At 45.6% G+C, this 26,358-nt stretch carries 9 protein-coding genes; 8 read left to right on the forward strand and 1 reads right to left on the reverse strand.

What is annotated here, in order from left to right:
- Positions 1-7: 7 nt before the first annotated feature.
- Together rpoC and F2B13_RS17870 are read left to right on the forward strand one after the other, a co-directional pair.
- A complete protein-coding gene (rpoC, locus tag F2B13_RS17865) occupies positions 8-4,306 on the forward strand; it encodes a DNA-directed RNA polymerase subunit beta' (RefSeq protein WP_149277470.1) in 4,299 nt (1,432 codons plus the stop codon).
- Between the two features lie 48 nt (positions 4,307-4,354).
- A complete protein-coding gene (locus tag F2B13_RS17870) occupies positions 4,355-4,666 on the forward strand; it encodes a DUF3467 domain-containing protein (protein WP_149277471.1) in 312 nt (103 codons plus the stop codon).
- A 99-nt stretch (positions 4,667-4,765) separates the two neighbouring features.
- Here the strand turns inward: F2B13_RS17870 and F2B13_RS17875 are convergent, their stop codons facing one another.
- Positions 4,766-6,355, reverse strand: a complete 1,590-nt coding sequence (locus tag F2B13_RS17875) for a peptide chain release factor 3 (protein ID WP_149277472.1) — start codon at positions 6,353-6,355, stop codon at positions 4,766-4,768.
- Positions 6,356-6,753: 398 nt separating this feature from the next.
- Here F2B13_RS17875 and F2B13_RS17880 point away from each other — a divergent pair, with 398 nt between their 5' ends.
- From F2B13_RS17880 to F2B13_RS17905, 6 genes are all read left to right on the forward strand, one after another.
- Positions 6,754-9,480, forward strand: coding sequence for a gliding motility-associated C-terminal domain-containing protein (locus F2B13_RS17880; RefSeq protein WP_149304779.1), 2,727 nt, complete (start codon positions 6,754-6,756; stop codon positions 9,478-9,480).
- Between the two features lie 6 nt (positions 9,481-9,486).
- Positions 9,487-10,443 carry a PorP/SprF family type IX secretion system membrane protein gene (locus tag F2B13_RS17885; protein WP_149277474.1) on the forward strand — a complete coding sequence of 319 codons (957 nt, stop codon included), beginning with the start codon at positions 9,487-9,489 and terminating at the stop codon, positions 10,441-10,443.
- Between the two features lie 10 nt (positions 10,444-10,453).
- The gene (locus F2B13_RS17890; protein ID WP_149277475.1) at positions 10,454-12,400 is read left to right on the forward strand and encodes an OmpA family protein; all 1,947 of its coding nucleotides are present in this window, start codon (positions 10,454-10,456) and stop codon (positions 12,398-12,400) included.
- A 195-nt stretch (positions 12,401-12,595) separates the two neighbouring features.
- A complete protein-coding gene (locus tag F2B13_RS17895) occupies positions 12,596-16,354 on the forward strand; it encodes a Calx-beta domain-containing protein (protein ID WP_149277476.1) in 3,759 nt (1,252 codons plus the stop codon).
- A gap of 115 nt (positions 16,355-16,469) precedes the next feature.
- On the forward strand, positions 16,470-20,189 hold the full coding sequence (locus F2B13_RS17900; protein ID WP_149304780.1) for a PA14 domain-containing protein: 3,720 nt from the start codon (positions 16,470-16,472) through the stop codon (positions 20,187-20,189).
- A 712-nt stretch (positions 20,190-20,901) separates the two neighbouring features.
- Positions 20,902-26,358 (forward strand): beta strand repeat-containing protein (locus F2B13_RS17905; RefSeq protein ID WP_149304781.1); only part of this gene is annotated, 5,457 nt, incomplete at its 3' end.

The raw sequence follows: 26,358 nt of genomic DNA on the forward strand, positions 1-26,358 counted from the left end.
TTAGATTATGGCTAGAATAAAAGATAATAACCCAATAAAAAGGTTTGATAAGATTTCCATCGGATTGGCATCGCCAGAAGCGATTTTGGCAGAATCTCGAGGAGAGGTCCTTAAACCTGAAACTATCAACTACCGTACACACAAACCTGAGCGGGACGGACTTTTCTGTGAACGTATATTCGGACCTGTTAAGGACTATGAGTGCGCCTGCGGAAAATACAAGCGTATTCGTTATCGAGGTATTGTTTGTGACCGGTGTGGTGTTGAGGTTACTGAGAAAAAAGTACGTAGGGATAGGGTAGGACATATCAACTTAGTAGTTCCTGTAGCCCATATCTGGTATTTCCGTTCGTTACCTAACAAAATAGGATATCTCCTAGGGTTGCCCTCCAAAAAGTTGGACATGATTATTTACTATGAGCGGTACGTAGTCATTCAACCAGGTATTGCGAAAGGGCCCGAAGGCGAGGAAATTCAAAAAATGGATTTCTTGACCGAAGAGGAGTATCTGACTATTTTAGAATCCATACCACCCGAAAATCAGTATCTTGAAGATACCGATCCGAACAAATTCATCGCAAAAATGGGTGCGGAGTGTTTGATCGACCTTTTGGCGCGCATCGATTTGAAAGAGCTTTCGTATGAATTACGCCATAAGGCCAACACGGAAACTTCTAAGCAAAGAAAGACGGAAGCTTTAAAAAGGCTTCAGGTTGTAGAAGCGTTACGTGAATCTCAAGATAATCGTGAAAATAGGCCTGAATGGATGATTATGAAGGTCATTCCGGTCATTCCACCGGAATTACGTCCCTTGGTTCCTCTTGATGGTGGCCGTTTTGCTACCTCCGATTTGAACGATCTTTACCGAAGGGTGATTATTCGAAACAACCGTTTGAAGCGATTGGTCGAAATCAAGGCTCCCGAGGTCATTCTTAGAAATGAGAAGCGTATGCTTCAAGAAGCTGTTGATTCGCTTTTTGATAATACGAGAAAAGCATCTGCTGTAAAAACGGAGTCGAACCGACCTTTAAAATCCCTTTCCGATTCTTTAAAAGGTAAGCAAGGGCGTTTTCGTCAGAACCTGTTAGGTAAACGTGTTGATTATTCGGCTCGTTCGGTAATCGTGGTTGGCCCAGAGATGAAACTATTCGAATGTGGTCTTCCTAAAGATATGGCTGCCGAATTGTACAAGCCTTTCATAATAAGAAAACTTATTGAGAGGGGTATTGTAAAAACAGTAAAATCAGCGAAAAAAATAATAGATAAGAAAGAGCCAGTTGTTTGGGATATCCTCGAAAATGTATTAAAAGGGCACCCGGTCTTGTTGAACCGTGCCCCTACATTGCACCGTTTGGGTATTCAGGCATTTCAGCCGAAATTGATCGAGGGTAAAGCGATACGTTTGCACCCCTTGGTGTGTACTGCGTTCAATGCCGATTTTGATGGTGACCAAATGGCGGTGCACCTGCCACTGGGGCCAGAGGCCATTTTAGAGTCGCAACTATTGATGCTTGCATCCCATAACATTCTGAATCCGGCGAATGGTTCACCTATTACCGTTCCATCCCAAGATATGGTATTGGGTCTTTATTACATGACCAAGGAACGAAAATCTACTTCAGAAGTAAAAGTTAGGGGAGAAGGATTGACTTTTTATTCTGCCGAAGAAGTCGAAATTGCCTTCAATGAAGGTAAAATAGATTTAAATGCAGGGATAAAGGTTCGGGCCAAAGACTTTAATGACGAAGGGGAGTTGGTCAATAAGATTATTCCAACAACCGTCGGAAGGGTATTGTTTAATATGGAAGTACCTGAAAAGGCAGGTTACATCAATGACGTATTGAACAAGAAATCATTGCGTGATATTATCGGTAGAATCTTAAGTGTTACCGATGTGCCGACCACTGCCGATTTCTTGGATAAGATTAAGACCATGGGCTACGATTTTGCCTTTAAAGGTGGATTGTCCTTCAGTTTGGGTGATATTATCATTCCTCAGGAAAAGCATGAGATGATTAACGAGGCCAATGAGCAGGTCGATGGTATTATGGCCAACTATAACATGGGGCTTATTACGAATAACGAACGTTATAATCAAGTCATCGATGTGTGGACGTCTACCAATGCCATGCTGACCGAATTGGCCATGAAACGTATTCGTGAAGATCAACAGGGGTTCAATTCAGTTTATATGATGTTGGATTCTGGTGCTAGGGGTTCTAAGGAGCAAATACGTCAGTTGACCGGTATGCGAGGTCTGATGGCCAAACCTAAGAAATCTACCGCTGGTGGAGGGGAGATTATCGAAAACCCGATACTTTCTAACTTTAAGGAAGGTCTTTCGATTCTAGAATACTTTATTTCTACCCACGGTGCCCGTAAGGGTCTTGCCGATACCGCTTTGAAAACGGCCGATGCAGGTTACTTGACCCGTCGCTTGGTCGATGTTTCGCAAGATGTTATCATCAATATCGAAGATTGTGAGACTTTGAGAGGTATTGAAGTAGAGTCGTTGAAAAAGAACGAGGAAGTGGTAGAAACTCTTGGAGAGCGTATTTTAGGTAGGGTTTCGCTACATGATGTATATGATCCTTTAACTGAGGAGCTATTGCTAAAGGCTGGTCAGGAAATCTTGGAAGCCGATATCAGAAAGATCGAGGATTCTCCTATAGAGAAAATAGAAGTACGTTCTGCATTGACCTGTGAAGCACCTAAAGGAATATGTGCTAAGTGTTATGGTAGAAACCTTTCTACCAATAAAATGGTACAACGAGGTGAAGCCGTGGGTGTAGTTGCTGCACAATCAATTGGGGAACCAGGTACACAGTTGACGTTACGTACCTTCCACGTGGGGGGTATCGCAGGAAACATTTCTGAGGATAATAAGTTAGTAGCCAAATTCAATGGTACGGCTGAAATCGAAGACCTTAGAACCGTTAAAGGTGAAGACAGTGAAGGAAAACCGGTAGAAATAGTTATTTCCCGAACTTCTGAAATTAAAATCGTTGATCCGAAAACCGGTATTACCCTTAGTACGAATAACATCCCTTATGGCTCCCAATTGTTTATTGAAGACGGTGCCAAAATAAGTAAGGGCGATATCGTATGTCAATGGGATCCTTATAACGGTGTAATTGTTTCGGAATTTCCAGGTAAAATTGCCTATGAGAATATCGAGCAAGGAGTTACGTATCAGGTAGAGATAGATGAACAAACTGGTTTCCAAGAGAAGGTTATTTCTGAATCGAGAAATAAGAAATTGATTCCGACCCTTCTTATTCAAGATGCCAAAGGAGAAACGTTACGTTCTTATAACCTTCCTGTAGGTTCACATATCATGGTTGATGATGGGGATAAAATTAAGGAAGGTAAAATTTTGGTCAAGATACCTCGTAAATCGGCAAAAGCTGGTGATATTACCGGTGGTCTTCCAAGAGTTACAGAGCTTTTCGAAGCGCGAAATCCATCAAACCCGGCGGTTGTTTCTGAAATTGATGGTGTGGTTTCTTTCGGCAAGATCAAAAGAGGTAACCGTGAAATCATTATCGAGTCGAAATTGGGCGAGATCAAAAAATACTTGGTCAAGCTTTCGAATCAGATATTGGTTCAAGAGAATGATTACGTAAGGGCTGGTATGCCATTATCCGACGGCTCGATAACACCTGAGGATATTTTGGCAATTAAAGGTCCTTCGGCAGTACAACAGTATCTTGTGAACGAAGTTCAGGAGGTTTATCGCTTGCAAGGTGTGAAAATCAATGATAAGCACTTTGAGGTAGTGGTAAGACAAATGATGCGTAAAGTTCGTATTCAAGATCCTGGTGATACTATTTTCTTGGAGAACCAATTGGTGCATAAAGATGACTTCATTACCGAGAATGACGAAATCTATGGCAAGAAGGTTGTGGTAGATAAGGGTGACTCCGAAAACCTGAAGGAAGGTCAGATCATAACTGCACGCGAATTAAGGGACGAGAACTCTGTTCTTAAGCGTTCAGATAAAAATCTGGTGACGGCGAAAGATGCTGTTGCGGCCACGGCTACACCAATTCTTCAGGGAATAACGAGAGCCTCTCTTCAAACCAAGTCGTTTATTTCTGCGGCTTCTTTCCAAGAGACGACCAAAGTATTGAACGAAGCCGCGGTTAGTGGTAAAGTAGATACCTTGGAAGGCCTGAAAGAGAATGTTATTGTTGGGCATAAAATTCCGGCAGGTACGGGTATGAGAGATTATGAGAATATTATCGTAGGCTCAAAAGAGGAGTATGACGAAATTATGGCTCGTAAAGAGGCCCTGAAATTTTAAATAAGAAACCCTCGGTGTTCGCGCCGAGGGTTTATTTTTTTAAGTGATATGAGCGAGAAAGAAAAGAATCAAAAGCAAATAAATATAGAGCTAGATGAAAAAACGGCAGAGGGTATCTATTCCAATCTGGCCATAATCAATCATTCGGTTTCCGAGTTTGTAATCGATTTTATCAGTATGATGCCAGGCGCACCCAAAGCTAAGGTGAAAAGTAGAATAGTTCTAACGCCACAGCATGCTAAGAAGTTCTTAAAAGCTATGAACGACAATATTCAACGTTTTGAAAAAGCACATGGCACCATTAAAGATTATGAACAGCCTCCGATTCCCATTAATTTTGGGCCTACCGGAGAAGCATAGAACAAAACCCATTACCGAAAGTAATGGGTTTTTTATTGCTTAAAGGCGAATATAAAGCACAACATACATGCGCCTTGATACACATCATCTTATTGCTTCTCAGTCGAATTCGGAAACAAAATGCAGTTTAACCGAAGGATATTTCTGTTGTGCCATCTGCAATGAAAATTGTGAATCTGCCAAAAACACCAATTGCCCTCTTTTATCTTTAGCGAGAAATTTTTGTTTTACCCTTTTGAACTCCTCGAATTCCTCGTTTTTGGGGTCTTCAGGGTCTATCCAGCAAGCCTTGTATACCGGAAAGTTTTCATAGGTACATTTAGCGCCGTACTCATGTTCTAAACGGTACTGTATGACTTCGAACTGAAGAGCTCCAACGGTACCTATGACTTTTCTTCCATTTATTTCCAAGGTGAATAATTGCGCCACTCCCTCATCCATGAGTTGGTCGATACCTTTATAAAGCTGTTTCGATTTCATGGGGTCGGCATTGTTGATATACCTGAAGTGCTCCGGTGAGAAACTAGGTATGCCTTTATAGTGCAAAATTTCACCTTCGGTTAGGGTATCGCCGATCTTAAAGTTTCCCGTGTCATGAAGACCCACGATATCTCCAGGATAAGAAATGTCTACAATTTCCTTTTTTTCGGCAAAAAAAGCGTTCGGACTTGAAAATTTCAAGCTTTTATCTTGACGTACATGCAGATAGGGTTTATTGCGTTCAAAGGTTCCCGATACAATTTTAACGAAAGCAAGGCGATCTCGATGCTTTGGATCCATGTTCGCATGGATCTTAAACACAAACCCGCTCATTTCTTTTTCACTCGCCTCGACCAGCCTTTCTTCAGCCTTTTTGGGTCTAGGCGGGGGGGCAATTTCTATAAAGCAATCTAAAAGTTCCCTTACACCAAAATTATTTAGGGCCGAGCCGAAAAAGACAGGATGTTGCGCACCCTTTAAATAGTTTTCCTTGTCAAACGAAGGATACACCCCTGCCACCAGTTCTAAATTTTCGCGTAGTTCCGAAGCTGCCTTGGGCCCTATAATACGTTCTAGTTCTTCGCTTTCAAGAGTGTCAAAGGCGATAGTTTCCTCAATATTTTTTTTGCTATCACCACTGAAGAGATTGATATTCTTTTCATAAATATTGTAGATGCCCTTGAAATCATACCCCATTCCAATCGGGAAACTCAGTGGCGTAACGGACAGCCCAAGCTTTTGCTCCAGTTCATCCAAGAGGTCAAATGCATCCTTACCTTCCCTGTCCATCTTGTTGATAAATACGATTAGGGGAATATTGCGCATTCGACAGACTTCAACGAGTTTTTCCGTTTGTTCCTCTACCCCTTTGGCTACATCTACCACTACAATGACACTATCTACCGCTGTAAGTGTTCTAAAAGTGTCTTCTGCAAAATCTTTATGCCCCGGGGTGTCTAGAATATTTATTTTTTTCCCCTTGTAGATAAAGGCGAGTACAGAGGTGGCCACAGAAATACCACGCTGTCTTTCGATTTCCATAAAATCACTGGTGGCCGATTTTTTGATTTTATTATTCTTGACGGCACCTGCCTCTTGAATCGCCCCCCCAAATAATAATAACTTTTCGGTTAGGGTAGTTTTTCCGGCGTCGGGATGGGAAATAATTCCAAACGTTCTTCGCCTTTTAATCTGGTCTTTGAAATTCATACGGAAAATTTGGGCAAAAATACGCTAATTAATAGGTTTTACCAGCTCAAAATTAGGTGGATTGTTTCAGCGTTTTTGCCCTTAAACCCCACAATTGTATCGATTAAACTCCTTCGGTGCCATCCGATGAAATAACTAAAACGTCGATTTGAAACGCATGGAGGCCCATTTTAATCGGGTAAATAAACGAATATATAGAGTGCTGTGTAAGGCAAAGATACCTTTTGACGAATAAATACGGGTTTGACAGAGATTTCGTATGATCTGGTATCGAAACAATTTGACCATATGTATTTTAACTATATCTTGCACGCATATAAAGTTAAGAATCCCCACTTCTTACAAGAACCTTTCGTACCTATTTGCCATGGTGTTAGTTTAATGAAAACTAAACGTATATGGGAAAAACTACGTTCTATGAAATAAAAAGAAAAATAATCATAGGCTCAGTGTATCCAGTAGCCCTTTTTCTTTTTGTTCTAACTACTTCCTTTGATAATAATCTTGACCTTACGACTCAGGCGTCCTTTTTGGATGCTGATGGTGATGGTGTTGCTGACGAGATCGACATTGATAACGATGGTGATGGAATAATCGATCAGGTGGAAGGGCTGACAAAGGATAGCGATAACGACGGCGTACTTGATTATCTAGATTTAGATGCTGATAATGATGGTATTTTGGATTTTCAGGAAGCGCAATCATCATTTAATTTCGTTTCTCCCTCTGGAAAGGATATTGATGGAAACGGTCTCGATGATATCTATGAGTCGTCACCTGGAAGCGGTGAAGGGTTAAGTCCAATTGATTCCGATAATGATGGACTACCCGATTATCTGGATTTAGATTCGGATAACGACGGTATTTTAGATAAAGATGAATCCAGCTTTGTTAGCGATACCTTTGATTGTGAAACGTTACCAAGCCTTGATTTTAGCAATACTCCTATATTGGAATCCGGAGAGGCCCTTAACGAAGGAGCTGTGTATCGTTTTCCCAATGTTACCTCAGAGTTAGATGTTTTGGTAACCATCGAAGAGGTTGTAAATGGTGAAATCGTAACTATTGACCAAAACGATATCGACTCGGAATTTTTTAAACCTGAAATTACTTTTACTACCACGGACGATATCAGAAGGCCTTATGTAGATCTCAAACTTTCTGTGGTGAGCACTGGAACCATAGATCCTGTTGTGCTCGAAGGATTAATTGCTAACTTTATTGATATTGATGGAGAAGGCCTCTATCAAGAATACAATAGGTTTGATACTCCTGCGAGGTATACTTTTGATACCGATACCGAAGTGAATATAAACAACACTTCTGGAGGCCTTTTGATTAATGGGGGTACGAAGGAATATGATGGCATATCGAATGAAAACCCTACAGTCAATGTTGCGGTAGAATTTGTAAATCTTTCTTCATTTGTATTTCGTTTCGGTATTCAAACTTCGAGCGACACTAATTTTGTGACCAAAGTACCTCGACAATCAGGAATTCAATTTTCTTGCTTAGACAATTTTGAAAACCCTCAAACCATAACCTTTAATACAGATGTTGATTCCGATGGAGATGGGTATCCGAATAGGGTGGATATTGATTCCGATGATGACGGTATACCGGACAACGTCGAGGCCCAGCCTACTGATGGTTATGTGCCTCCCACTAATCTCGATGATGATAACGATGGATTGGATAACGCATATGAGGGGGAAGATGACCAAGGATTATCCCCGGTAAATACAGACGGTACCGATAATCCTGATTACTTGGACGATGACAGCGACAACGATTTGGTATTTGACAACAACGAGGGGAACGACTTCAACTTCGACGGTGTGCCCGACCAGACCTATACGGGCGTCGATACGGACGGCGACGGGCTCGACGACGGTTACGAGGGCAGCGATGTGAACGACGGGTTCGATGTGAACGACGAGATCGACGACCCTGCGAACGACCTGCCCGATACCGATGGCACCGAGGACGTGAACTATCGCGATGTGGACGATGACGGCGACGGTATCGATACCATCGACGAGGATGGAAACGGTGATGGAGATCCGACAAACGACGATACGGACGGTGACGGCACTCCCGACTATTTAGATCCGGATGGTCCCCCGCCTCCGCCCGATACCGATGGTGACGGCGTACCCGACAGTGTCGACCTTGACGACGACAACGACGGTCTTTTGGACACCACGGAAGATCCTGATACAGATGGTGACGGAGACCCTCTGACCAATCCTTCCGACAGTGATGGTGACGGCACTCCCGACCATTTGGATATCGACTCCGACAACGACGGTATACCCGATAATGTAGAGGCCCAGACGACCGATGGCTATATAGCGCCGAACGACGACGACGAGGCGACCTATGAAGAGAACGATGGTCTCAACAGTGCCTATCCGGAGGGTATCACCCCTGTGGACACCGATGGCGACGGAACCAATGATTATCTCGACGGTGACAGCGACAACGATTCGGTTCCCGATAACAACGAAGGGAACGACTTCAACTTCGACGGTGTGCCCGACCAGACCTATACGGGCGTCGATACGGACGGCGACGGGCTCGACGACGGTTACGAGGGCAGCGATGTGAACGACGGGTTCGATGTGAACGACGAGATCGACGACCCTGCGAACGACCTGCCCGATACCGATGGCACCGAGGACGTGAACTATCGCGATGTGGACGATGACGGCGACGGTATCGATACCATCGACGAGGATGGAAACGGTGATGGAGATCCGACAAACGACGATCTCGATCGAGATGGAACGCCATCTTACCTAGACCCACAGGAAAGTACTGAAATTGTGGTGATGCAGATGGTTACCCCTAACAACGATGGTAAAAACGAGTTCTTATGGATAGAAAATGTCGATAAGGCTCTTAACAATACACTTAAAATATATAACCGCTGGGGTATTTTGGTCTATCAAGGAGAAAATTACAACAATCAGAACAATGTTTTTGATGGAAGATCGAAAGGAAGATCAACGGTCAATGCTGAAGAATACTTACCGGCGGGTGTATATTTTTATATCTTTGAGTACAATACGGTCGATTCACAGCGCATTACCGATAGTAGTTATATTTACATTAGTAAATAGAGATTTATGGGAATAAAAAAGAGCTTTTTAGTGCTTCTTTTCTTGGTGTTACTGAGCGGCGTGGCATGGGCACAACAAGACGCTCAATACACGCAATACATGTTCAATACCATGAGCGTGAACCCAGCATATGCGGGTTCGAGAGGTCAGCTAAGCCTTACCGCACTTTATCGTTCCCAATGGGTAGGATTGGACGGAGCTCCTGAAACTTTTACCTTTAACATGCATTCGCCTATTCGAAATAGCAACGTGGGTTATGGTCTGTCGATAATAAACGATAGAATTGGTGACGGAACCGTTCAAGAAACTTATTTCGACGCTATGGTTTCCTATACCGTGGATGTATCATTAAAGGGCAAGCTTTCATTCGGTCTAAAATTAGGAGGCAACCTGCTCAATCTCGATTTTGAACAATTGAGGCAAAGACCAGGTTTTGAGGAGACAGTCGCTACGGATAATATTGAAAATCGGTTTAGCCCGAATTTTGGATTGGGGATTTATTATCACACCGATACTTTTTATGCCGGTTTCTCGGCACCTAATTTGATGGAAATCGAACATTTCGACGGCTCGAATAATGATGCAAATGGAGTGGATTTTCTTTCAAAAGACCGAATCAATTTTTATTTTATCACGGGCTATGTTTTTGATTTGAACGATGATTTAAAATTCAAGCCAGCCGTTTTGACCAAAGTTGTGGGTGGCGCACCGCTTCAGCTAGATATTTCAGCAAACTTTCTGTTCTCGGAAAAGTTTTCCTTTGGAGCGGCTTATAGATGGGATGCCGCAGTAAGTGCGCTTGCTGGTTTTCAAATTACCGATCAAATTCTCTTAGGTTTGGCTTATGATAAAGAAACTACCGATTTTGGTAGCACGCAGTTCACTAGTGGGTCGTTCGAAGTTTTTCTAAGGTGGGAATTATTAAGGTCTTTTGAAAAATTGGTTTCGCCGCGGTTCTTTTAATATGGGTCTAATGGTAAAAAAAATCTTCATACTTCTTTTTCTTTTCACGGCATCGGGCTTACATAACGTTAGTCTGGCACAAGACAAGCTGATTGCCAAGGGCGATGAAAAATATGAAGGGTATTCTTTTAAGCCCGCAATCGACATTTATGAAAAAGTACTCAACAGAGGTTATATCTCCGAAGACCTTTTAAAGAAATTAGGTAATTCGTATTATTTCAACGCCAACTACGAAGATGCGGCAAAAACGTATGAAAAGTTAGTTGATCTCTACCCGGATAAGGTGGGTGCTGAATATTATTTTAGATACGCCCAAACCTTGAGAACCCTTGAAAAATATGATGCTTCGAATGAAGTTATGTCCAAATTTTCAAAGGCGACCTCAGACGATGTTAGAGCCTCAGTCTATCAGGGTGAAAGAGATTACTTGGAGGAAATCAAAAAAAATTCCGGACGCTATAATATTAGTCCTTTTCAGTATAACTCTCCCTATTCTGATTTTGCGCCATCGTTTTATAAAGAAGGACTTATTTTCTCATCAGATCGCGATACAGGTAACTTTGCACGGTACCGGCACACATGGAATTCAAAAGATTTTTTGGATCTGTACAAGGTCAACGTCGATAGTACGTCACAAAATTGGGTCAGCAAGTTGGGAGGGGATATCAATACTCGGTTTCATGAATCTACTTCGATAACGACTAAGGATGGTACCACTCTATATTTCACTAGAAATAACTATAAAGAAGGGAAATATGTTAAAGATGAAAGGGGCGTAATACGCCTTAAAATATTTAGGGCCCGAATGACCGAAAAAGGTACCTGGGGTGAGATAGAGGAGCTTCCATTCAATAGTGATGATTACTCGGTAGCTCACCCTGCATTAAGTCCAGATGAAAAGGTGTTGTTCTTCGTATCCGATATGCCTCAGTCATTAGGAGAATCCGATATTTTCAAAATAGCTATCAACGAAGACGGAACTTTTGGTGAGCCTGAAAATTTAGGAGGAATTATCAATACCGAGGCCAGGGAAACCTTTCCCTTTGTATCGAGCGAAGAGGTTTTGTACTTCTCCTCAGATGGGCACCCTGGGCTTGGAGGGCTTGATATTTTTGCCGCAAGATTGGCCAATGGAAATATTGACGGTACTCCGGTTAACATTGGAGAACCGGTAAATGGGAGAATGGATGATTTTACCTTTATATTTAATGAGAAAACAAAAAAAGGATATTTTGCATCTAATCGACCCGAAGGTGAAGGAGAAGATGATATCTATGCCCTAACTGAAACTAAGCCTCTTCTACTTCGATGTGATCAAACGATTTCGGGTACCATTAGAGATAAAATTTCAAATGAGGTACTTGTCGGGGCCACAATTCGTGTAATTGACGAAAACAACAAGGAAATTACTACGGCGATTACAGATGCACAAGGAAAATATCATTTGACCTTAGATTGTAATCAAGGCAATTTTGTAAGGGCTACCATGGAGGGTTATATTCCCTCTGAAGAGTACCTCGGTAAATCAGATGGCAAACCAAAAATTGTAGACTTCTATCTCGAACGTGATACTATCTTGGCCGGTTTTGGTGATGATTTGGCACAGCTTCTTCAATTGAGTACCATTTATTTCGATTTTGACAAATATAATATTAGAAAGGATTCTGAAATAGAGGTAGAAAAGGTAGTAGTCGCTATGGAAAAATACCCAAGTCTCAAACTAAAGGTCAACGCCCATACCGATAGTAGGGGTAAAGATGCCTATAACCTTTGGCTTTCCCAAAAAAGAGCCCAGGCAACGGTAAATTACATGATTGCCAAGGGCATAGCGAAAGAAAGGCTTAGCAGCCAAGGTTTCGGTGAAACCAAATTGATCAATCAATGTGAAAATGGTGTGAAGTGCACCGATGAAGAACACGAGCTTAATCGCAGGTCGGAGTTTATTATCCTTGAATAAGTATTGAAAATTCTTACAACATTCACCTATAGAATGCCGATTTATAGGCTGTTACCGATGAACTACACTCCACTTTTTAGTCTTTTCACCCTTTCATTTACGCGTTACACAACATTAATTTAAGTGCGCTTTTTTATCCTGATATATTTGCGTCTATACCTAGAATAGAGGTATTCCGGAATATGAATTTTCAGGATGAAAATTAATCGACTATACACGTATCTCTCATTTTTAACCGTATTGCTGGTTGCACAGGTAACCCTGTCCCAGGAAACCTTTAGAGACAATTTTGGTGCTGTTTCTTATGACAATAGTGATGGGTCAGTACAATGGGCCTCTGATTGGATCGAGTCCGGTGACACCGATTTAGGCCCCACAGGTGATTATATCTATATCAATAATAGTCGGCTTTATCTTGTTTATCTCTGGTCGGAGCAAATCATACGAACAGCCAATTTAACAGGGGCAACTACGGCTACCCTTTCCTTTACATACAATAGTAGTAGCCTGGGAGGTCAAAGGCAATTAGGGGTTTATGTTTCCAATAATGGGGGAGCCAGTTATTCACAAATAGCAACACTTAATGGAAGCGGGACTTTTTCTCAGAATATATCAGGATTTATCTCGTCCAATACGACGATTCGTTTTGCGAAATCGAATCAAAACTGGAATAATGACGACTGGGCCTACGTAGATAATGTACAAATTAGCGTTGACAATGTCTCTCCCCAGTTAAGTATCGCTGATGTCACTATAGATGAGAATGGTGGGAATGCAGTTTTTACAGTAACTCATGTCGGATCTAATACGGCAGGTTCTTTTACTGTGAATTATTCTTCTGCTGATGGAACGGCTACGGCAGGGAATGATTATGCTGCGGTTTCGGGAACACTTACCTTCAATGGTTCTGCGGGAGATACGGAGACGATCTTGGTTCCCATCCTGGATGATAGCCTATATGAATCTGATGAGGACTTTAGCATTTCGTTCAACTCTGTTTCAAACCCTTCCGTAATTACTTCAGCGGTAGGAACAGGAACCATTAACGATGATGAAATTATTTTAGATGATGTGCCTCTATCACTATACCGGAATTTAAATGGAAACTATGATTATAGTACTACGGGAGGAACTTTCAGAACGGAAGATAATAACACAGACCCCTGTGCAGTAACCACTACATCCTCCGGTAACCTTACGGCTACTATCCCTGGCGGCGCTTCGATCAAAGAAGCCTATCTATTTTGGTCACACTCCGCTTATACACCAGACTCTGAAATTACTTTTGAAAGTACCACGGTAACCGCAGATTTGGTATATAGCGCCGGCTTTACGGGAAGGAATTTTTACGGGTATATAGCGAACGTTACCGATATATTATCGGGCATTTCAAACCCCAGTTCGAATACTTTTGACGTAACAGATTTGGATATTGATACCTCCAGTAATTTTTGTAATTCGGCGACCGTATTGGGAGCCTGGTCTTTGATGGTGTTTTATGAAGAGCTTAGTCTTCCGGCTTCAACGATTAACCTGTACTATGGTTTTGATATCACACAAAATGCGGGTACGTCATTTACTTTGGATAGTTTTTACGCCATAAGTCCTACTGGAAGCAAGGCTACCTTTCTGTCTTATGAAGGAGATGCCACTTTGAATGGAAGCAGTGGGGGGTCGACCAACCCGGAAGAACTATCTATAACAAATCAGGGAGGCGGTAATTTTATTCTAAGTGGTGATGGGGGGCAAACTGGAAATAATGCTTATAATTCAACCCTTTACGATGGTCCGGCTGGGGTTAACCTTTCAAATATGCACGGACTGGATTTAGATACGTATGATATTTCTTCCTATATAAGTTCTACGGATACCGAAGTAACGGCAAACGTAGACGTAGGTCAAGATTTGGTAATATCCTCAGCGGTTGTAATCCGCGTACCTTCCAATTTGATTTCAGGTACCGTATTTGAAGATATGAACTATCCGGGAGGTGCTGGGAGAAACCTCGCAACCGCATCAGGTACGGGCATTGAAGGAGCCCGGGTCGAAATCTTTGACAGTGGTAATGTTTTTTGGGGCTTTACCACTACGGATGCCAATGGCGACTACTCTTTTGGTGGTATGGCAGACGGAGCGTATAAAATTCGTGTGGTTAACGAGGGTATAAGGTCAACACGCGGCGGGGGGGCATCTTGTAGTTCTTGTCATCCCGTGCAGACATTTAGAACTGAATTTGATGGAACTACATCCACGGACATAACCAATGAGATAGGTGGTGCAAACCCAGCGGCTACCTCGGATGCCGGGAATGCTACGCTTTCAGGAGCTCAGACCGTTTCCGAAATAAACATCTGGGGAGGCGGAATCGGTAATATCGATTTCGGCTTTAATTTCAATACTATTGTAAATACAAACGATAGCGGACAGGGCTCCCTGGAACAATTTATAATCAATTCCAACGCCCTGGCCGAAACAGGGATGGATCAAGAAGCGAACAGTATTTTTGATCCGGCGAGCGGCACCGATGTCTCAATTTTTATGATTCCACCAACTTCCGATCCTTTGGGAAGGACTGCTGATGTGAATTATTCTGGAGGTGTATTTAATATTGACCAAAGTGGCAATCAATTGCCGGATATCACGGATAATGATACCCGAATCGATGGAAGAACGCAGACCGCGTATTCTGGTGACACCAATACGGGTACGATTGGAGCTGGGGGAAGTCCTGTTGGAACCTTTGCCACCGTTTTACCGGATTACGAGCAGCCGGAAATTCAGGTTCATGCGACAAATCAGGATGTTTTCACTGTTGAGGCAACAGGGACACATATTCGAAACTTGTCGATATATACGCTGAACAATGCCTCTTCTATTCGACTCAATACAGGAGATAATAATCTATTTACAGAAAATTCCTTTGGCCTGGATGCGCTTGGAGTACAAACACCTGCCGGTGAATACGGAATTGAAATTAACGGTGGTACCTCGCAAATTACAGGAAACTATTTTACAGGTGGTAATGTAGGTACCAATGTTTCCGCAGGAACGTCAACTGAGATTACCTATAACCACTTCGACCAGGTAGGAAATGAAGCCTGTGAAGATGCCATAGCCCTTGCAGGAGGTACCGGCATTACAATTGCCTATAACCTTGTAGATCAAACGGCTGCGATTGGCATAGAAGGATGGTCCTTTGGTGGTGGCGCTTCTATTACCGAAAACACAGTTACCGCTTCAGGCCAAGATGGAGGTAATTGTTCAGGCTCCATTGAAAATGCAGGAATACGACTGTTTGGAAGTAATTCGAGTATTACCAATAATATTATCGCTAATAACGGTGGGGCCGGTATCGTAATAACCGACGGTTCAACTTCTGGGAATTTGATTTCTCAAAATTCTATTTATGCGAATGGAAGACTAGGGATCGACCTGGATGGAACTTCTACCGAAAATCCCATGGGAGATGATGTTACCTTGAATGATTCAGGAGATACGGATACCGGACCTAATAGTTTGGTCAACTTCCCCATCATTTCCACTGTTTTTATATCCGGTAGTGAATTGGTTGTCAAAGGATGGACCCGACCCGGAACCACCCTGGAATTTTTCTTTACCGATATTAACGAAGGAAGTGCTACAGTTGGGGATAATACCTTTGGGTTATCCGAAGACTATGGGGAAGGACAGATATTTATAGGAAGTGCACTCGAGGGTAGTATCGACGATTTGGATGCAGGTACATCTTCATATACCGATACCGATGGAAATACGGATAATACCAATCAATACGAATTCAGGATTCCCTTGCCTTCAGGAACTACGATAGGGGAGTGGATCACCGGTACGGCTACCCTTTCTAACAGTACTTCAGAGTTTTCGCCCATGAGTGAGATTAGGGTTAGAACCGTAATTACCAATCGACGAATTACCTACCGCGTTAATAAAGGTTAAAAGTTATTTTTAGCGTACCTGAACTATGTTGACACACAGAATAATAGTATTCATGTAGTCTACGGACTGATTGACAACATACTTTTCTTAATGGTTGGGCCTTTTCTTAGTTTTAATGAGAGGATTAATTAGGGTCAATTACAAGATATTACCGGACCTAAAGAAACTCCAGATTTTAGATATAATGCGGGGCAAACTATGCTTACTATTTTTAATAAGCTCAGTTGGGCTGTTTGGTCAAACTGTCTTTTGGTCGGAGAATTTTAATACATATGCCGATGGTAGCGAAAACGGTACTGCTTCTGGTGCCCAGGCTACAAATTGGTCGACAACTTTAACGGGTGATGTTTGGGTTCAGGGCGGGCGTATCGAAGCAAATAATCTTGGAACGGAAGGCATTTGGTTGACAGACCCTATAGATATTTCACTATACACAGGTGTGAACTTCAGCTTAGATGTAGCCACCATGTCCAATACCGATCAATTTGAAGCAGGTTCCGACTATTTTATCGGAGAATATCGAATTGATGGTAGCGGTGGATGGGTACAATTCGAAAATGCCTCTGGAGATGGCAATCCCTTCGATCCTCTGAACAGCTCATATGCTGTATCTCTTCCTACGACGGGCAGTACTCTCGAAATTCGGGTTCGTTTTTACAATACCGCAGGTAATGAATACTATTACATTGATAATGTACAGGTTGAGGGAAGCCCTTCGGGCTGTAGCAATACATTGGATTATGAGTTTTACGACAGCGTTCCTACTGGAAACACGGTAGATAATATTCCCACTACAGGAGCCCTTTCAACGGGTACGGTTTCCAACTTTGACGTAGATGCATTGCAAAATGCCGTAGACCCGGGGGATACGAATTCCTTTTCAATCCGGTATACGGGTTATATCGAAATTCAGACGGCTGGTTCTTATACCTTTTATACAAGCTCCGATGATGGGTCTAAACTGTTTATTGATGGAGTTGAAATTGTAGATAACGACGGCAACCATGGGAACCAAGAACGATCTGGTACGGTTTCACTTGATACTGGACTTTATCCTATTGAGGTCCTTTTCTATGAAAATTCAGGGGGGGAAACCCTTACGGTACAGTATCAGGGGCCTTCCATAAGCAAACAGAATATTCCTTTTTCACGTTTGTATGCCACCTGCTCGGGTTCGGGCATCGATACCGATGGCGATGGAATCAATGACGATTCCGATATCGATGATGATAATGATGGTATTGTAGATGCCGATGAATGCGGTGCGACGACGGGTGGGTTCGTTCAGACAGCAACGAGTGTTTCGTATTTCTCCAATACAAGTGATGCGGGAGGAGACCCCGGGACTTCTTATGCGGCCAATCCGACCACTTGGCCAGGAGGTACATCGTATCTGCTTCTTGATTTTGGTACTTTGGTTGCGATAGGAACTACAGTAGATGTTTATATTGGTGCAGACCCTGCTGTTTCGGATTCCGATATGCAGGTGCAACGAACCAATTCAAGTGGTACAACCAATGATGGGTACCTTGCCGATGGAAATAATACTACTCCCGGAAGCATCCGGCAAGTATCTTTTACAATCACAGGCACCGCGGTTAGATATATCCGAGTAGTGGCCTGGAATCAGGGAGCGAGGGTTTATGGCGCTCAATATGGGGGTGGAGGGTGTAGTGACCTGGATACCGACAGTGATGGAATTCCAAATAGATTAGATCTGGATAGCGATAGTGACGGAATTCCTGACAACGTAGAAGCCCAGGACAGTAATTCCTATATAGCTCCTTCAGGTTTAGATGCAAATTCTGACGGTCTCGATGATGCCTATGGCCCCACTGGTATCAGTACCCAAGACTGGGACGGGGACACAACCCCCGATTTTCTGGATACGGATAGTGATGATGATGCGACAGGCGATGTAATTGAATCCGGACTATCTATTTCGAACTCGGATTCCGATAATGATGGATTGGATGATGCTGTCGATGCAACATCAGGGTATTCAGATCCTGCAGGTACGGTAGATGATCCGACTTCAAGCCCCGTTAGACTTACCGATGTGGATATGGATGTCGGGAGTGGGGGTGATTTGGACTACCGGGATATTTCGGTGACCAATGATCCACCGACCTTGACGGTCACCGGTGACCAGAATTATTGCCCCTTGACTTCCCAACCCATTGTGGAATCCATTAGCATAACAGATCCCGATGATACCACAACGACCGGTGTTTACATTCAGATTTCCGGGAACTACGTGAATGGGGAAGATTTGCTTACCCTAACGGGATCTCATCCAGGAATTACGGCAAGTTGGGATGCCACTGAGGGAGAGCTTACCCTCTTGGGCCCAGCGTCCTATAGCGATTTTGAAGCGGCGATCCTCAATGTTGAATTTTCAAGTACTTCGCCATCCCCAACAGGAACACGCTCCTTCTCCATTACAGTAGGAGAGGCGAACTATTTACCCTCAACCGGACATTATTATCTGTATGTGGAAGACCTTGGAATAACCTGGACGGATGCGAATGCGGCCGCTAGCGCCAGTACGTATTTTGGATTACAGGGGTATTTAGCCACCCTTACCTCTCAGGCTGAAGCTGATTTTTCAGGAACACAGGCAGCCGGTACCGGCTGGATTGGGGGTAGTGATGCTGCCACAGAGGGTACGTGGGAATGGGTTACGGGCCCTGAGGCGGGAACCGTGTTTTGGAACGGGACAGCAGGAGGCAGTAGCCCAAATTTTGCCTTTTGGAATAATGCAGAGCCCAATCAGTCAGGTGACGAAGATTATGCCCATATTACCCATCCAAACGTAAATCCTAACGGTTCATGGAACGACCTTTCCAATACCGGTGCGGCTTCAGGAAACTACCAACCGCAAGGTTATGTCGTAGAATATGGAGGAATGCCGGGTGACCCCGTTTTAAATATAACCGGAGTAACTACGCTGACCATGTTGGCGACACCTACCGTAAATACTCAATCCACAAATCGGTCTATCTGCCCGAATACCGATGCTTCATTTTCCGTGACAACATCCGGAGCCAATGCTTTTCAATGGCAAGTTTTTAGCGGCGGATCGTGGGCAGACCTTACGGATGACACTACTTATGCAGGTACGTCCACAGAAACGCTTTCTATTTCTGCTGCAACTTTAGCAATGAACGGCAATCAATATAGACTTCATTTGATAGGATGCGCAGATAATTACTCTAATACGGTAACGCTCACTGTGGAGGATGTTACCAATCCTACGGCAAGCAACCCCGCAGGTCTTATCATGTACTGTAATGCAGAGGTACCTGTACCAGATATTAATGTCGTAACCGACGAAGCTGATAATTGTACTGTTAACCCATTGGTTACGTTTATCGGAGAGGCCTCCGATGGAGGAACGAATCCAGAAATAATTACACGTACATACAGAATTAGTGATAATCAAGGCAATAGCATTGATGTTACCCAAACCATAACCATAAATCATATCACGATTACTTCCCAACCTTCAGATTTACAGGTTTTTGTAGGAGCAAATGCGACCTTCAGCGTAACTACCACAAATGTGGATACCTATCAGTGGCAGGTAAGTACGGATAGTGGTGGAACATTTAACAATATCTTTGATGGGGCGGACTATATAGGTACGACGAGCAATACAATGACCGTTGTTCAACCTGGGATTGCAAAGAACGGATATTTGTATCGAATTTTAGTTTCCAATAGTGGTTCGGGTGGTTGTGTGCCTTTAAACTCAGGTAACGCCCTTCTTTCTGTGAAGCCTGCCACCGTAATAACGAATAGACGAATAACAATTCGTGTTGATAAACAATGATTTATGGTTTCTTTCTAAATCGAAAGTACACCAACACATCTCCTTAATAGTTTTTCAATGGGCTGCTCCTAATAGAAATTAAAAGGGCCATGGTTTTTATGCTCAAAAGAGGGTAGCTCTTTGGGAAATTACGAATGAATCTTCCTACATATCCACTCGCTCAGGTACTGATAACAGGGTTCTTATCGATGAAAGAATACTTAAAAGAACGATTTTTTTTTCATTGAAACCTCATTTTTTCCTTAGTAGACCGTGCATTTCATCGATTACACAACAATTATTTTTCAATGGTAGTACTTAAATTAATTTTGTAGGGTGTGTAAAATCCGTTAGACCCAAGTTGACGACTGCACATCCCAAAGTATGAATAACTTAACCGAACCAAACCCAGGTTTTCTTCTGGAAAACCATATGGCATTTAGAACGAATCATCGTTCTCTTCCCTTTTGTAAGGAGTGTCTATTCTAGACATGGTTTCTACAAGTATTCAGCTTTAAAGTTTTAAGAATGAAAATTTTGTACAGCTAAGCAGTACAAAGCAATAACGAAGAGTTTGAATTATACAATTATAAGTAAAGTTTTGGCCATGAGGAGAATATGTGCACTACTACTTTTTCTGTTTTCTGGAATAGCAATTGCCCAAACTACGGTTACTTTGGAGGACCAATGTAATTGTGAGGTGCTAAGCGGTCCTGACGTTACCGCTCCAGGAATGACAACCCCAACAGGTGCCGATACCGGAGACATTTATGTGAATACTAACACCGGTACTATTTACTTTTGGGATGGTAATTCATGGGAGTTAACTTCCTCCGATAATCAACAATTGCAAGGTTTTACCTTCGATTCGTTAACAGGGGAGTTGCGACTCACACTGGAGAATGGCGGAACTTCTAGCATAATTTTACCCTTGGAAACCTTGACCACCATGACCGGAGTAGCTCCAGTTGGTAACGCGATAGGGATTTATGAGAATGAAAACGGTGATTTGGTTACTATAAATGAAACGATCACCTCGATGACCGACAACGGCGACGGCAACGTGACCCTTGTCAACGAGGCCGGGGCGACGATGACGGTTGCCAAGTCTGACATCACTGCGAACCCCGACGGCACCTATACCTTTACGAACAACGACGGCACCGACGTGACCATCGACACCAACGGCATTGAGATCACCAACGTGATCCCGGGCAACAGGATCGCGACGGTAACGGAGGCCGACGGGACCACGGTTGACATCGACGAGACGGTGACCGATATCACGGGCACCTCCGTTACGGGCAACGAGATCGGGGTCTATCAAAAGGAGGACGGCACGACGGTATCGATCCAGGAGACGATCACCTCGATGACCGACAACGGCGACGGCAACGTGACCCTTGTCAACGAGGCCGGGGCGACGATGACGGTTGCCAAGTCTGACATCACTGCGAACCCCGACGGCACCTATACCTTTACGAATAACGACGGCACCGACGTGACCATCGACACCAACGGCATTGAGATCACCAACGTGATCCCGGGCAACAGGATCGCGACGGTAACGGAGGCCGACGGGACCACGGTTGACATCGACGAGACTATCACTACCTTGTCCACGCTAGATGGCGTGAACTTTACCTATACTTCCGAGGATGGAACGCCAACCGTTTTTGACGGTACGGACGATCAGGATGCGAGCGAGGTCAACCTTACGAACCCCATCGACGTAGACGGCGATACAATCGATGAGAGCACTGTAGAAGAGGCTATAGCCGATTTGGCCAATAATAGCAGTGACAACCAAGATCTGACGGGCGCCACTTTAAGTGGCTTGAACGAATTGCAAATTGACATTGAGGACGGAAACTCCGCTACGGTCGATCTTTCCTCCCTAAGCGAAACCGTTACTGCCGGTACAGGCGCTGTGACCGTCACTGATGACGGTAATGGTAATTATACCGTCAATTCGACCGATTTGGATGAGGATTTAACGAATGAACTTACGTTGATTGGTTCGGGAGCTCCGGCAGTTACCCCTAGCAATGCTGGGGTAACTTATGTCGACGATGTGGCTGGTCAGCTTTATGTGTGGGACGGTGCAGCCTGGAATCAGGTTGGTGGCAATGCTTCACCCGACTTGGATGGAGACCCGAACAACGAGTTCCAGACACTTTCGCAGTTGGGCACGGACGTGACCCTTAGCGACGGGGGCGGCACCATATCGGTGGCCGACAACGACGACGACCCGAACAACGAGATCCAGGACCTTTCGTATAATCCTGCTACCCAGATATTGAACATAACGAACAACGCCACGGCTACGGACATCGACCTAAGTGGGCTTGACACGGACACGCAGTACACTGCGGGCACGGGGCTCAACCTTGTGGGTACCGAGTTCAGTGCCGACCCGAGCCTTGCCACGGACGCCGAGGTTGCCGCTGCGGTAGCTGCGAGCGACGCCCTTGATCTGGACAAGGTGATCGGCAACGAATCGGTGACGGGGCTGACCTTTGATGGAGGGACCTCGGTCTTGACGCTCACCCAGGATGGCGCTGCAAACCAAACGGTTAATTTAGGGGCATTGGACACGGACACGCAGTACACTGCGGGCGACGGACTGAACCTTGACGGGAGCAACGAGTTCACGGCGGTGGCCAGTCCTGACGCGGGCAACGCAACGGAGGTACGTGCCAACGGTATTTTCTCGACGGACGACCAAGACGCATCGGAAGTGTCCTATGACGGGAGTGTTACGGGCCTTGGAGGCGATGTGCAGGCCGCTATCGACAATTTGGCGGGCCAGGTGGACGACGACGTAAGCGTGACGAATACGATAACAGGTAATAGGATAGCGACCATTTCCGAACCGGGTATAACTCCAGTTGACATAGAAGAGACAATAACTACATTGGATACCGTTGACAGCGAGACATATACCTATAGATCTGAGAACGGAACCGAAACAAGTTTCGATGGTACGGACGACCAGGACGCGAGCCAAGTGAATTTGGCGACCCCCGTTGACATAGACGGCGACAGTAGCGATGAGACTACCGTTGAGGAAGCTATCACGGCCTTGGCGGCGAGCAGTTCGGACAACCAACAGATCAGCGGTAGTGTTACAACGCCCAACGAGCTTGTGAACATAGCCCTCGAAAGAGGTGGAAGTACAAATATAGATATTCGCGACGGGGACAGTGACGATACGAACGAGATACAGGACGCCAGCGAGGTGAGCTTTGACAACAGTGCGACTTCACTTACGGGAAGCACGGTACAGGCGGCCCTGGAGGAATTGGACGGAAATATTGGTTCGAGCGAGCTTACCACGACGGTCTCCGAGGGGAACGGAGTGGACATCGTATCGAGTACCTCTGGCAACAATACGGACTATGAGGTAACGGTGAACGTTGGCGAGCTTACCGGCGACGGCAACGTGACCTCCACGAACGCTACGATAGACATCACGGGAGGGAACGCTTCCACATTGAACGATGTGACCTTGGACGTTGCGGACAATGCGATCACCAATGCCAAGATGGCCGACAACGCCATTACCACGACGGAGATATTGGACGGCACGATAGGTACATTGGATATAGCCAATGATGCCGTTACCCTTGGGAAACTGGCCGATGGAACTGCTTTGGGGCAGGTGATGCAGTGGGACGGTGCGAACTGGACCCTAGTGGACCTGGGTTCCGTAACGGTAACGGAGAACGACGGTGTGATCGGGAACGAGGTGGTCGGGCCGTCGAACGGTACCTTGACTCTCACGGGGGCCGGGGATACCGTCGACCCCTTTAGGTTGGAGGTCACGGCCGACGGTATAACGGGCAACGAGATAGCCACGGGTGCCGTAGGTACGGACGAACTGTCTGACAGTGCGGTGACCCTGGGTAAATTGGCCGATGGCAGTAACGCAGGGGACCTTATCCAATGGAACGGCACGGCCTGGACGTACATCGACCCGAGTACCTTGGACACGGACACTCAGGACCTTTCGATCGATGCCTCTGGCACTACGATATCGCTTGTGGACGGCGGTTCCGTGACGATCAACCCCGACGATGCGGATGCGGACCCGGGCAACGAGATCCAGGACCTCGACCTTACGGGCGACATCCTCACGATCACCAACAACGGCTCTGCGACTCCGATCGACCTTTCGGGCTATACGGACACGGACACGCAGTACACTGCGGGCACGGGGCTCAACCTTGTGGGTACCGAGTTCAGTGCCGACCCGAGCCTTGCCACGGACGCCGAGGTTGCCGCTGCGGTAGCTGCGAGCGACGCCCTTGATCTGGACAAGGTGATCGGCAACGAATCGGTAACGGGGCTGACCTTTGATGGAGGGACCTCGGTCTTGACGCTCACCCAGGATGGCGCCGCAAACCAAACGGTTAATTTAGGGGCATTGGACACGGACACTCAGGACCTTTCGATCGACGCCTCTGGCACTACGATATCGCTTGTGGACGGCGGTTCCGTGACGATCAACCCCGACGATGCGGATGCGGACCCGAACAACGAGATCCAGACACTTTCGCAGTTGGGCACGGACGTGACCCTTAGCGACGGGGGCGGCACCATATCGGTGGCCGACAACGACGACGACCCGGGCAACGAGATCCAGGACCTCGACCTTACGGGCGACATCCTCACGATCACCAACAACGGCTCTGCGACTCCGATCGACCTTTCGGGCTATACGGACACGGACACGCAGTACACTGCGGGCACGGGGCTCAACCTTGTGGGTACCGAGTTCAGTGCCGACCCGAGCCTTGCCACGGACGCCGAGGTTGCCGCTGCGGTAGCTGCGAGCGACGCCCTCGATCTGGACAAGGTGATCGGCAACGAATCGGTAACGGGGCTGACCTTTGATGGAGGGACCTCGGTCTTGACGCTTACCCAGGATGGCGCCGCAAACCAAACGGTTAATTTAGGGGCATTGGACACGGACACTCAGGACCTTTCGATCGATGCCTCTGGCACTACGATATCGCTTGTGGACGGCGGTTCCGTGACGATCAACCCCGACGATGCGGATGCGGACCCGAACAACGAATTCCAGGACCTGGGTATCGGTGTGGGCAGCGTTCCCAACGAGAGTGTGGAACTGACCATTACCAATGGGTCCGGCACTTCGATTGATATCCGTGATGCAGACGCAATCGTTGGTAACGAAGTCATCAACGGTACGGATGCGACTTTGACCCGTTCCGGTAGCGGTACGCTAGCGGATCCATATACATTGGACGTAGCCGCCGATGGAATCACCAATGCCGAGATCGCCGACGATGCCGTTGGACTTGAAAATCTTGCTGACGGAACCCTTACAGGTCAGGTAATCCAATGGGATGGTACGGATTGGACCTTGGTTGATTTGGGATCGGTGACCGTTACCGAAAACGACGGTGTGATCGGTAATGAAATAGTCAATGCCACTGACGGTACCCTGATAAGATCCGGGGCTGGAAGTACCGTCGATCCCTACACATTGGACGTAGCCGCGGATGGAATCACCACTGCCGAAATCGCAGACAATGCTGTGCAGTTGGAGAATATCGCCGATGGTACCCTAGTGGGCCAAGTAATGCAATGGGACGGAACGGATTGGGTGTTGGTAGATGCTGGCACATTGGATACGGACACGGACACTCAGGACCTTTCGATCGACGCCTCTGGCACTACGATATCGCTTGTGGACGGCGGTTCCGTGACGATCAACCCCGACGATGCGGATGCGGACCCGGGCAACGAGATCCAGGACCTACAGTTCTCTGGTGGCCAGATCACCCTTAGCGGGGACCCGGACGCGACGGTCATCGACCTTAGCGGTTACGACACGGACGCCTCTGACGACTTCGACGGCCAGTGGAGCAGCCTTACGGGCGTTCCGGCGGACTTTGCGGACAACGTCGACGACGTGAACGATGCTGACTCTGTTATCGGCAACGAATCGGTAACGGGGCTGACCTTTGATGGAGGGACCTCGGTCTTGACGCTCACCCAGGATGGCGCCGCAAACCAAACGGTTAATTTAGGGGCATTGGACACGGACACTCAGGACCTTTCGATCGACGCCTCTGGCACTACGCTATCGCTTGTGGACGGCGGTTCCGTGACGATCAACCCCGACGATGCGGATGCGGACCCGAACAACGAGATCCAG

The sequence above is a fragment of the Pareuzebyella sediminis genome (assembly GCF_008367235.1).
In the GTDB taxonomy this organism is placed as follows: Bacteria; Bacteroidota; Bacteroidia; order Flavobacteriales; family Flavobacteriaceae; genus Pareuzebyella; species Pareuzebyella sediminis.

What these genes read in the sequence shown, in the direction of transcription:
- F2B13_RS17880 (WP_149304779.1), top strand. Translation starts at nt 6,754, where the DNA reads ATGGGAAAAACTACGTTCTATGAAATAAAAAGAAAAATAATCATAGGC.
- F2B13_RS17870 (WP_149277471.1), top strand. Translation starts at nt 4,355, where the DNA reads ATGAGCGAGAAAGAAAAGAATCAAAAGCAAATAAATATAGAGCTAGAT.
- F2B13_RS17875 (WP_149277472.1), bottom strand. Translation starts at nt 6,355, where the DNA reads ATGAATTTCAAAGACCAGATTAAAAGGCGAAGAACGTTTGGAATTATT.
- rpoC (WP_149277470.1), top strand. Translation starts at nt 8, where the DNA reads ATGGCTAGAATAAAAGATAATAACCCAATAAAAAGGTTTGATAAGATT.
- F2B13_RS17895 (WP_149277476.1), top strand. Translation starts at nt 12,596, where the DNA reads ATGAAAATTAATCGACTATACACGTATCTCTCATTTTTAACCGTATTG.
- F2B13_RS17900 (WP_149304780.1), top strand. Translation starts at nt 16,470, where the DNA reads ATGAGAGGATTAATTAGGGTCAATTACAAGATATTACCGGACCTAAAG.
- F2B13_RS17885 (WP_149277474.1), top strand. Translation starts at nt 9,487, where the DNA reads ATGGGAATAAAAAAGAGCTTTTTAGTGCTTCTTTTCTTGGTGTTACTG.
- F2B13_RS17890 (WP_149277475.1), top strand. Translation starts at nt 10,454, where the DNA reads ATGGTAAAAAAAATCTTCATACTTCTTTTTCTTTTCACGGCATCGGGC.